Origin of the sequence: Sedimenticola hydrogenitrophicus, from assembly GCF_025175675.1 — a bacterium.
Taxonomy (GTDB): Bacteria; Pseudomonadota; Gammaproteobacteria; order Chromatiales; family Chromatiaceae; genus Sedimenticola; species Sedimenticola hydrogenitrophicus.
This window is the reverse complement of sequence record NZ_JANIOA010000084.1, coordinates 1-2,540: the sequence shown is the minus strand read 5'-3', so window position 1 is coordinate 2,540 and position 2,540 is coordinate 1. Positions and strand designations below refer to the sequence as shown.

At 47.6% G+C, this 2,540-nt stretch carries 6 protein-coding genes; all 6 read left to right on the top strand.

Annotated elements, in window-relative coordinates; all coding sequences use genetic code 11:
• Positions 1–168: 168 nt before the first annotated feature.
• The gene (locus NPX02_RS20920; RefSeq protein WP_260296002.1) at positions 169–414 is read left to right on the top strand and encodes a hypothetical protein; all 246 of its coding nucleotides are present in this window, start codon (positions 169–171) and stop codon (positions 412–414) included.
• A 13-nt stretch (positions 415–427) separates the two neighbouring features.
• Positions 428–769: a hypothetical protein gene (locus NPX02_RS20915; RefSeq protein WP_260296001.1), complete on the top strand. Its 342-nt coding sequence runs from the start codon at positions 428–430 to the stop codon at positions 767–769.
• Between the two features lie 164 nt (positions 770–933).
• Positions 934–1,131 carry a hypothetical protein gene (locus NPX02_RS20910; RefSeq protein ID WP_260296000.1) on the top strand — a complete coding sequence of 66 codons (198 nt, stop codon included), beginning with the start codon at positions 934–936 and terminating at the stop codon, positions 1,129–1,131.
• 69 nt (positions 1,132–1,200) lie between these two features.
• The gene (locus NPX02_RS20905) at positions 1,201–1,500 is read left to right on the top strand and encodes a transposase (protein WP_260295999.1); all 300 of its coding nucleotides are present in this window, start codon (positions 1,201–1,203) and stop codon (positions 1,498–1,500) included.
• Positions 1,497–2,012, top strand: coding sequence for an IS3 family transposase (locus NPX02_RS20900; protein ID WP_260295998.1), 516 nt, complete (start codon positions 1,497–1,499; stop codon positions 2,010–2,012). Before NPX02_RS20905 ends, NPX02_RS20900 begins: the two co-directional genes overlap by 4 nt.
• A gap of 265 nt (positions 2,013–2,277) precedes the next feature.
• Positions 2,278–2,540 (top strand): transposase (locus NPX02_RS20895; protein ID WP_260295997.1); only part of this gene is annotated, 263 nt, incomplete at its 3' end.

The following is a 2,540-nucleotide window of genomic DNA, read 5'->3' as shown; positions in this document are numbered from 1 at the left end:
AGATTACAAATGACGATATCAATCATGATATTCATTTATAAAATGGTATTAACTGTTCAACAGTTGAGTAAGAAAAATAGACCGTCAACTGGATATAAGAAAAATACCGGTAACCTTTAATTCAGCAGCTAAACAGTAGCTTATAAATACCCTTAAAAGGAGAGTTTTATGGACAAAACACAGCGTAAACATTTAGAAGGTGCTGCCGAACTTTTGCAAGAGCTTCTGGATTCATCCATGACTCTTGTTCCATGTACTTATGCCGGTATTAAAACCGTAGCAGTAACTCAGGAGATAGATAATGGAATATTGCCGGTTTTAGTATTTGTAGTTCCGGACATGTATGAAGGTCTTATTGGCCCTGCTGGACAAGAAATAAGGAATATCCCTGCGAGTAATCGATCAATTCACTAAAAAGGTACTAATTATGGATAACCTAAAAGATGATGACGGAATTGTAGGCGAGATATTACGTCACTTTGCGAGACTTGAACCGCGCTTGTCTAAAAAGATAACGCATAGTATTCCTAAAAGAATCAGAGGTACTAAGTGCTCAAGAATAGAAAAAGTTCATATGATTTATGAACAGTATCCCGATGTATTTAGAAGGATTGCTAAAATAGTTTTTTTCTCTGATGAAGAGATGAATGGACCACTTGGGTATAGCAGTAACTCCCTTGTCAATAGTATTTATAAACTAACAAAAAAAGAGCCTGTCAGTGGATCATTTGGTTCAAGATACAGTTACGGACAAGGAGAGATTGAATAAATTAGATGGGTACTCTATTGACCGGGCTGCTGAGCGTAGCCACCCTAATCGATGTCCCGGTACTCACACTATTTGATGGCCCACCCGGCGAAGATAAACTGGTGGCATAAGGTCCAGTGCCACCAGTTACCAAGTTCCGAGAGAGAATAATAGGGCGACTAAAAATGAAGCGTAACATCATCTTAATCTTTGCACTGCTTTTATCCTCACCGCTGGCCCATAGCGCCAAATGTATGGTTGATGGTGAATGGTACGACTATAACGATCCTAAATGCGGCGGAAATGGGATGCCACCTAAAGAAGCCGTTTCTGGAATGGTACGAGAAAAGCCCAAATACGATCAGAGTACCGATCCATATTGATGTGGTTAGACTATCCCGGACACACAACCTCAAGTAATGTTGAGGGCCAATCAGAGAGTGTGTAACGAGATGAGTAACCAGAAAAAACAGACCCAGTATACAGCTGAATTCAGGGAGTCCGCGGTCAAACTTGCTGTGGAGAGTGATCAACCAGTGACCAAGATTGCAGAGGAGTTGGGTGTCAACGCCAACACCCTGCATACCTGGATCAGCAAGTACCACCGCCCTCAAAAGCAGAAGGCGGGGTGCGTTGAAGAAGAACATCTGTATGATGAGTTAAAGCGATTACGCAAGGAAAACAAGCGCTTGACGGAGGAGCGCGACATCCTAAAAAAGGCGGCAGCGTACTTTGCGAAGGAAAGCTCGTGAAGTACGCCTTCATCAAGAAGCAGCGCGGGCTGTTCTCTGTAGAGCGGATGTGCCGGATTCTGGAGGTCTCGAGGAGCGCCTTCTATGACTGGCTGACGCGGCCGGAGAGCAACCGCAGTCGAGAGGATAAGCGCCTGGGCTCCAAGGTGGCGGAGATTCACCAGAAGAGCCGTCAGACGTACGGAGCACGCCGCATAAGGGAAGAACTGGCGGATCAAGGGGAATCGCTAAGTCGGCCTCGTGTTCGCCGCCTGATGAGGCGTCAGGGACTGACGGTCAAGACCAAGCGAAAATTCAAGGCGACCACCAATTCCAATCATGGTCTGCCGGTGGCGCCAAATCGCTTGAATCGCGAGTTCCAGGTGACTGTGCCCGACAAGGCCTATGTCGGCGATATCACCTACGTCAGAACCGACGAGGGCTGGCTCTACTTGGCCGTGCTGATCGACCTGTATTCCAGAGCGGTCGTTGGCTGGGCCATGTCGGAACGTATGATATTTGGGGTCAGATGAAAAACTCTTGGACGCTGCCACTGGGTGATACAGATTACGCGACGCGATGGAGAAAGCCAGGTAGGGTGGGCACGCATTTTGTGCCCACGCGGATGCAATAAAATCAACAAATGGACAAACAAGGATGTCCCGATCCCGACGTGCCAACATGGAAGGCGCGGCCTATTTTTTTACCATATTTGGGGTCAGATGAAAAACCCAATATCGTATACGTAGGTTCATGTATACTACCGCTCTCCACATCGCTGACGATCAAGGACGATCTATGGCTCGCTTACCCAGAATACGCCTCCCAGGCATTCCGCAACACGTCATTCAGCGCGGAAACAACCGCCAGGCTTGTTTCGGCTCAGACGAGGACTTTGCCGCATATGCGCATTGGCTGGAAGAGTACGCCAGGCAATTCGACGTGGCGATACATGCGTGGGTCTTCATGACAAACCACGTACACCTGCTCGTTACGCCGGCGACTGGTGACGGAGTCTCGTACTTGATGCAGGCGCTTGGCCGACGATATGTACGTTACTT